This window comes from Ohtaekwangia sp., from assembly GCF_036568665.1.
Classification (GTDB): Bacteria; Bacteroidota; Bacteroidia; order Cytophagales; family Cyclobacteriaceae; genus Ohtaekwangia.
Window position 1 is genome coordinate 1 of record NZ_DATCSD010000160.1, and the last position, 8,180, is coordinate 8,180.

6 protein-coding genes and 2 pseudogenes are annotated in these 8,180 nt (G+C 43.4%); 5 read left to right on the plus strand and 3 right to left on the minus strand.

Features of this window, described 5'->3' with window-relative positions:
* Window positions 1–261 (plus strand): annotated as a pseudogene (locus VIN08_RS09245) (hypothetical protein); the annotation flags it as partial.
* 246 nt (window positions 262–507) lie between these two features.
* Complete coding sequence (hemL, locus tag VIN08_RS09250) at window positions 508–1,794, plus strand: glutamate-1-semialdehyde 2,1-aminomutase (protein WP_331963551.1); 1,287 nt, start codon at window positions 508–510, stop codon at window positions 1,792–1,794.
* Between the two features lie 231 nt (window positions 1,795–2,025).
* Here hemL and VIN08_RS09255 read toward each other — a convergent pair whose 3' ends face one another.
* From VIN08_RS09255 to VIN08_RS09265, 3 genes are all read right to left on the minus strand, one after another.
* Window positions 2,026–2,361, minus strand: coding sequence for a hypothetical protein (locus VIN08_RS09255; RefSeq protein ID WP_331963554.1), 336 nt, complete (start codon window positions 2,359–2,361; stop codon window positions 2,026–2,028).
* 340 nt (window positions 2,362–2,701) lie between these two features.
* A complete protein-coding gene (locus VIN08_RS09260; RefSeq protein WP_331963557.1) occupies window positions 2,702–3,532 on the minus strand; it encodes an alpha/beta hydrolase in 831 nt (276 codons plus the stop codon).
* A 155-nt stretch (window positions 3,533–3,687) separates the two neighbouring features.
* Window positions 3,688–5,208, minus strand: coding sequence for a malate:quinone oxidoreductase (locus tag VIN08_RS09265; protein ID WP_331963560.1), 1,521 nt, complete (start codon window positions 5,206–5,208; stop codon window positions 3,688–3,690).
* A gap of 180 nt (window positions 5,209–5,388) precedes the next feature.
* Between VIN08_RS09265 and VIN08_RS09270 the strand changes: the two genes are divergently transcribed.
* The 3 genes and pseudogenes from VIN08_RS09270 to VIN08_RS09280 all read left to right on the plus strand — a co-directional run.
* Complete coding sequence (locus tag VIN08_RS09270; protein ID WP_331963563.1) at window positions 5,389–6,519, plus strand: L-dopachrome tautomerase-related protein; 1,131 nt, start codon at window positions 5,389–5,391, stop codon at window positions 6,517–6,519.
* A 175-nt stretch (window positions 6,520–6,694) separates the two neighbouring features.
* On the plus strand, window positions 6,695–7,417 hold the full coding sequence (locus tag VIN08_RS09275; protein ID WP_331963566.1) for a DUF72 domain-containing protein: 723 nt from the start codon (window positions 6,695–6,697) through the stop codon (window positions 7,415–7,417).
* Window positions 7,418–7,908: 491 nt separating this feature from the next.
* A pseudogene (locus VIN08_RS09280) lies at window positions 7,909–8,180 on the plus strand (DUF1080 domain-containing protein); the annotation flags it as partial.

Consider the following 8,180-nt stretch of genomic DNA (forward strand, 5'->3'; position numbering starts at 1 on the left):
TTATCTTCTTTCATCGAGAAATTTGTGCGCAAGCATGGTCATACACCTTCTATGTATGCCATGATGGGCTATGAGTTTATGCTCTTCGCTGGAAATCAGTTGAAGAAGAACGGAGTATATTTCCAGGAAGAGATGAACAAAGAGAAACTCATCAACGGTTATCTCACCCAAGGATTTAATTACCAGTTCAGTCACGACAATCAGTTAGTGCCGTTTATCCGCTTTAAGAATGGACGCGCGGTTGTGGTGGATAAGCGCTAGCCGCTGCCGTTAGGCGTTAATCGTTAACAGTTAATCGTGGGTGTAGGAATGAGTGTGTGGGATAAATCCAGTGGCACAAAGAACGCGGAGGAATGCACACAGGGTTTCGCAGTGGATAACTGCACATTATGACGATTCACGAATAACCATTAACTGATAACGAACAAGGAACATCGATCAACGAATGTTGAAGTATAGATATACTAAGATAGATAATACGCAAGTAACCCATAGATACACCAAGTAATGGCAGACAGCAAGAGTAAGTCACTTTTTGAGAAGGCAAAGCAATATATACCGGGTGGCGTTAATTCTCCGGTGCGGGCGTTTCGTGCAGTGGGCGGAAATCCTTTGTTCATGAAGAAGGCGAAAGGCGCGTATCTGTATGATGAAGACGGTAATGAATATATAGACCTGATTAATTCGTGGGGCCCGATGATTCTGGGTCATGCTCATCCGATTGTAGAAGAGGCAGTGAAAGAAGCGTTGAGCAGTTCGCCATCATTTGGTGCACCTACGGCACGCGAAGTATCGATGGCAGAGTTGATTTGTGAGATTGTTCCATCGGTAGAGAAAGTGCGCATGGTAAATTCGGGCACTGAAGCAACCATGTCTGCCATACGAGTTGCACGTGGATATACCGGTCGCGACAAGATCATTAAAATGGAAGGCTGCTACCATGGTCATGGCGATTCATTTTTAATTGCAGCCGGAAGTGGTGCGCTTACTTTTGGTACACCGGATAGCCCGGGCGTTACAAAAGGTACTGCTAAAGATACACTCATTGCTCCCTTTAACAGCCTGCCTGCTATCGAGAAACTTATAGATGAAAATAAAAATGAGATTGCAGCGATCATCCTCGAACCGGTAGTAGGGAATATGGGATGCGTTGTTCCTCAACCCGGATATTTACAAGGGCTGCGTTCGCTCTGCGATAAACACAAGATTGTATTGATCTTTGATGAAGTGATGACAGGCTTCCGCCTGGCTCCCGGTGGGGCACAGGAACTATATAATGTGATGCCCGATATGACTACCATGGGTAAGATTATTGGCGGAGGACTTCCGGTAGGGGCGTATGGCGGCAAGCGTGAGATCATGGATTTTGTTTCGCCACTCGGCCCTATATATCAGGCAGGTACACTTTCGGGTAATCCACTGGCCATGGCGGCAGGGTTGGCGATGCTGAACTATCTACAGGAGAATCCGAAGGTATATACCCACATCAACCGGGTAACAACGAACCTGGTGAACGGCTTGCAGAAGCAGATTGAAAAAGCAGGTATACCGGCAACGATCAACCAGGTAGGTTCGATGTTTACCCTATTCTTTACAGGCACGCACGTCATAGATTTCGATACAGCCAAGACAACCGATACGCAGAAGTTTGCTAAGTATTTCCAAGCCATGTTAGCACAGGGAGTATATCTGGCACCATCGCAATATGAAGCTATGTTTATATCGGCTTCTGTAGATGATACTCTTGTAGACAAAATACTTGCGGCCAGCGAGAAAGCCCTTCAGCAAATATAGCGTGGAGGCCATCCCGGATTTGTCCATACCGTTCCCCAGATTTGGACGAAACCTTTTTGTTTTTACCGTATTATCCATTGCCGGGTAATTGGCATATAATTGCTCTACACCTGAACAGCTAAATGTTCAGGTTATGGAAACGGATAAGAAAATTAGTAAAACAGAATGGTTGATCGAAACGATCACCTGGATCGCATTGGGACTGATCATCTTTTATACTTAGCACACAACTCAGTATATATAATTCTTCAATATATACTCTACTTCTGTGTAGAAGAGTTCTTCTTTCCCTTCGGATAACGATGCTGAGTTATTCTCCTTTATCTGGTCAACAATCGGTTTATAGTGCGATGTGTTTACCGGGGCGATCAAAAATTCTTTCAGATCGCGTTTTATAAATTCAATCTTTACGGCCGACAGATCGCGCAGACCATAACGGTTTTGTATATAGTCTTTTAAATAACGCTCGTCCAGAAAATCCTTGATCAGATCGTTGCGGACTTTACGGATAATGTCAATTATATTTTCATCAGACCACTTGGTGGAATGAACTGTTTCTTGTTCCATAGCTGAAAAAAGTAAGCGGGTTGTGATCGACTAATTAGATTAGCGATACAATTTTATTAAAACTAAAATAATTAGTAAAGATAAATCTCTAATATTTTACTTTTAAGCGGCTGGATAAGGGAAGATACAATCTTCACCTGTACGATTGAAGCAATATCGATCTTAATTTTTGTACAGTGGCATGCAATCGTGTTAATATTCTGTTGAGTTGATATGAAATTTGTCGAGTGGTCTTTCGCGCGGGGTATTTGTGCAAACAAGCAACGCGAAAGGAGAGCATCATCACCGATAATAACCGGATATATACTATACATGATACAATCCGTGTGCGTGCTATACATCAGATGTGACTGTATTGTCGGTAGGGCAGCGGAACGGAGTCTTCTGTGATCTTGTCAATAACTTTTTCAAGCGCTTCGTTCAGCACCTGCGATTCTTCCATCATCGGAAAGTGACTGGTGCCGTGAATGAAATGTAATTCATAACCATTAGAACAGTAACGCTTGAGTGCTTCTTCATCGGTAGGTGTATAGTCAACGTTAATGATATATATCTTTTGATTGAGGGATTGCAGTAGCTCACGCTCACGCAGTGTATAATGAAATGCTTCTGCTATAACTTCGGTTGCCATCGGCCGGTAGGCATGACGATATGCATGCACAATAGTATGAATGATCTTCGGATCGGTATCGGCTGTTAATAAATCCTGGCGCACATAGGCCTCCATTGTGTCGGCAAAGTTTATCTTCAGGTTCTCCACGATAGTATGCATCTGTTGCAGAACGTCCACAGGCATTTCGGTGCCGGCATTTTTCAACGCTTCAACCGCTACTATACCTTTTACTACATCGGGTTGAAGTAGTGCAGCTTCGAGCACTACATCGGCTCCCATAGAGTGGCCAATCAAAATCACATTCTTCAAATGAAGAGCATCGATCAGGTCTGCTATATCTTTTCCGTACAATTGCATCGTCCAGTGTTTACGATCTCTTCCTGAATGACCATGACCGGGCAGATCAAGTGCGACTACCGTATAGCTGCTTTTGAAATACTCCACCTGTTCTCTCCAATAGTGTTTGGTAAGGAAAGAGCCGTGCACGAAGAGCAGCGTGATGTCGCCATCACCGGCTTTTAAATAATCTACTACCGTGTTGTTGATCTGGATTTTCATATAGGCGTGGGTTGAAGTCCAGAGGGGAGTAAGATAAAAATCGTGCCCGTGAGAGAGTTAAGCTTAGGGGCTGAAAGATTGGAGTTTATAAAATAAAAAAGGATGATTGCGTGTTTGATGTGCAATCATCCTTTGGATAAAATTTTTATATCGCCTTACAGTACGGTTGTTACGGAGTTGAGGCCGAGTACTTCGTTCGTGTAGGCTCTTGTTTCGCGGAGTAATACCGGGCTGTTGGCTAATGGCTGACCGTATGATGGTATCATCTGCTTCAGTCTGGTTTTCCAGTTTTCGGTTTTCATTTTGTCAGGGTAGCAGCGTTGCAATAGCGTAAGCATAATAGATACTGCTGTTGATGCTCCGGGCGATGCGCCCAGTAATGCTGCTATACTTCCATCGGCAGCACTTACTACTTCTGTTCCAAATTCCAGTACACCTACGTGCTCTTTGTCTTTCTTGATCACCTGCACACGTTGTCCGGCAATTTCAAGTTCCCAGTCTTCCATTCTGGCTTCCGGGTAAAACTCTTTCAACGCTGCGAGACGATCTTCCGGTGACTGACGTACCTGGTTGATGAGATACTTGGTCAAAGGTATATTATCTATACCAGCCGCCAGCATCGGTATAATGTTGTCGTGTTGTATAGTCTTGATCAGATCGAAGTACGATCCTTCTTTCAGAAACTTGGTAGAGAAGCCTGCGTACGGTCCGAAGAGTAAAGCGCGCTGGCCGTTGATCACGCGTGTATCCAGGTGAGGTACTGACATGGGAGGAGAACCTACAGAGGCCTTACCATATACTTTTGCCTGGTGCTGCTCGATCACCGCAGGGTTAGTACATTTTAACCACTGGCCACTGACCGGGAAGCCACCGAATCCGCGTCCTTCCGGTATATCTGATTTTTCCAACAGGCGAAGCGATCCGCCACCCGCTCCTATAAACACAAACTTCGCGCGTATCTTCCGTTTATCGCCCGTGTCTCTGTTTTTTACTTTTACGCGCCACGTGCCATCGTCTTGTTTCTTCAGGTCTTTCACTTCGTGGTTGAAGTTCATAGACACACCCGGCATTTCCTGCAGCATACCAAACATGTTGCGTGTTAGCGCACCAAAGTTTACATCGGTGCCAAGCTCCATACGAGTAGCTGCAACGTCCTGGCTACGCTCACGGCCTTGCATGGTCAATGGCATCCATTGTGCCAGTTGATCATGATCTTCCGAATATTGCATACCCTTGAATAAGGCGTTTGCCTGAAGAGCCTCATAACGCTTGCGCAGGTACTGTACATTTTCAGCGCCCCACACAAAACTCATGTGCGGTATAGGTGTGATAAATGTTTCCGGCAGTTGAAAATTTTTCTGTTGTGTGAGGTATGCCCAAAATTGTTTTGAGATCTCAAACGACTCTGCAATTTTTATTGCTTTCGATATATCGATGGAGCCATCTTCATGCTCCGGTGTGTAATTGAGTTCACAGAATGCCGAGTGCCCCGTGCCCGCATTGTTCCACGCGTCTGAGCTTTCTGCAGCAGCAACATCCAGGCGTTCAAAAATTTCTATTGTAAGTCCGGGTTCAAGTTCCTTTAGCAAGACACCAAGCGTGGCGCTCATAATTCCTGCTCCGATCAACACTACATCACACTCTGTTCTCTGGGAATTGCTACTCGTATTTGCCATGACTGTATGCTATATATAGGTGTATAAAAGAGATGGTAAACTTATGAAAGTATTAACTAATTCTCATGAAGAAAGGTTGTGCTAAATAATATGACAACGTTTTCGGAGTAAAAGATTTTTTTAAAAAAGGTACAGGCATACTTTTTTCTTTTTCACCAGTACAAAAAATGTCTATGGGTTATGATTACCAAGCGATGGTTAGTCAGGAGCATCTCCTGGCTGCTAGTGGCCCTGCCATGGGTTGCGTGCCATGAAGAATTAAATATAAGAGGAACAGAAGGTTCCAATTCCGGCAACGGAAATGCACAGGTAACGGTTGTTGCAAATTCATTGAAGCAATGGACCGGTGTAGCAGTTTCGCATCAATCGCGAACAGATAAGTTGAAGTTGTTTGCTAATTATCCCAACTGGTCGGCAGACCATGAAGTTTCTGTAGTAGATATTACAGATCCCGCCAAAGCCACTCCTTATCCTGATGTAAACTGGAATACCTGGTCGCCCGGCATGAAACCGGAAGAGCACTTCATTTGTGTGCAGTCGGTATATATCGATAAAGATGATTACCTGTGGGTACTTGATCCGGCCAATCCAAAACGTAACGGTGCCTATACAGGTGTAGCGAAAGGTGGGGCTAAAGTTGTACAGATTGATTTAAAAACAAATCGCATAGTAAATGTTATTGTGATCGATGAACCGGTTATCACCAGTAACAGCTACCTGAATGATATACGTATTGATGAACAACGACAGATCGGGTATATCACAGACTCCAATGAAGGTGCTATTATAGTGGTTGACCTTGACACAGGAAAATCGTGGCGCATGCTGGCGAATAATAAGAGCACTAAATCTGAAGATATTGTACTAACCATTAACGGAGAAGAATACGTAAACCAGGATGGAGAACATCCGCGCGTGCATTGTGATGGTATAGCACTGAGTCCGGACGGACTATATCTATACTGGCGACCGCTTACAGGTGAAAGCCTTTATCGTGTACCCACTACGTTGTTGATATACCCTGATTTCTATCCGGGCAAACTGGATGAATCGGTGGAACATCTCGGAGAATTTCCGCCATCGGATGGTATGATCTTCGGTCAGGATGGTAAACTATATTTAGCTTCGGTAGAGGAAAGTGCTATCCGGGTATATGACGGAAACACTACCCACATTGTTGTGCAGGATTCCAATTTCCGCTGGCCCGATTCATTCTCTGCCGGTGCTGATGGCTCGCTATATGTAAGCTCTTCTCAATTGAATGATCCTGATCCGAAGGAGCCGTATCGTATAATGAAATTTAAACCGTAAATAGTAAATAGCTTTAAGCTTACAGTGGAAAGCTGAAAGTGAGAACATAGCTCGTAGCTATTTTTGTTTCCCACAGAAATACGCAGAATAGAAATATAGTCTAAAGCTTAAAGTGGAAAGTATAAAGTTTAATACACTCTGCTTTGCTTTTAGCTTTCCGCTTAAAGCTTCTTATATGATGTGGAGGATTGGTTGTTCGGGTTTTTCGTACAGGGAATGGAAGGGTATATTTTATCCGGACACGCTGTCGCAGCGGAAATGGTTTGAATATTACTGTGAATGGTTCAACACAGTGGAGCTGAATGTTACCTTTTATCGGTTTCCGCGGGTTGCTGATTTAGCGGGGTGGTATAAACGCAGTCCGGATGATTTTATATTTACCGTAAAGGCACCGCGCATCATTACACACCTGAAGCGTTTTAAAAATATTACAATTGAAATACAGCAATTCTATCAAACCGTTCAGGATGGCCTGGGTAATAAATTGGGAAGTATACTTTTTCAGCTGCATCCTGCCATCGTATACAGTGAGTCTGCATTATCCAGGATATTGGAATCACTTGATCCGGCTTTTGTTAACGTAATCGAATTTCGCCACGAAAGTTGGTGGCGCAAAGAAGTAATAGAAGCGCTAAAGCAACATAAGGTATGCTGGTGCGGCATCAGCTATCCGCAGTTGCCAGACGATATTTATCATACGGCACCGGTGGTATATTACCGATTTCACGGAGTGCCAAAATTATACCATTCTTCCTATAGCCATGAGTTTCTTCAGCGCGTTGGTAATCACATCAAAAATTTTCGTGGTTTGACCGAAGCCTATATATACTTCAATAATACAGCCAGCGGAAATGCCGTGAATAATGCAGGAACATTTCAGGAAATCTTTGTCGGTTAGCCGTTACTTGTTAATAGTTAATTCTTCATTAATCGGTAATAAAATTCGACCTGAAAAATCAGGGAGTACCAACGAATCCTTAAAGTATAGAATAAGTATAAAGTCCGGAAGACGGAAGGTCCGAAAGTATACCTTTGTGCAACTTTGTGTCTCCTTTGCGTTCTTCGTACTATTGGATTTTTACACGCACCCTCACGATTAATTTATAACAATTAACGGATAACGGAAATTGTATATCGAGCAAGAAACATCGATCAACGAATGTCGAAGTATAATGCAGGCGCAAAAAAAACAGGCCCGGTATGACTAGCATCATCCGGGCCTGTAAACCTAACCTACTCTACCCTTACTCCTTCTTATTAAATTGCTGTGCCATGCGTTTTTAGCTTACAGAGGCACAATTTTTAAAACATTTGGGGAAGACTTGCCTCATTTATGTTTATTATAATCATCATTACTTTGTTAACTTGCCTGTGCACAATTTTTACAGCATGGCCCGATTCATTTATACTGCATGTATACTGTTAATGAGTATATATGTTACTGCACAATCTTCAGCGCACAAACCAACACACCAGCAAGATTGGATAAAACTATTTAATGGTCGCGATATAAACGACTGGATTGTGAAGATCCATCATCACGATGTCGGTGTAAACTATGGAAATACCTTTCGTGTAAAAGATGGTGTTATCCAGGTACGATACGATCAGTATGGAGATTTCAACGATCAGTTTGCGCACCTGTATTACAAGCAGCCGTT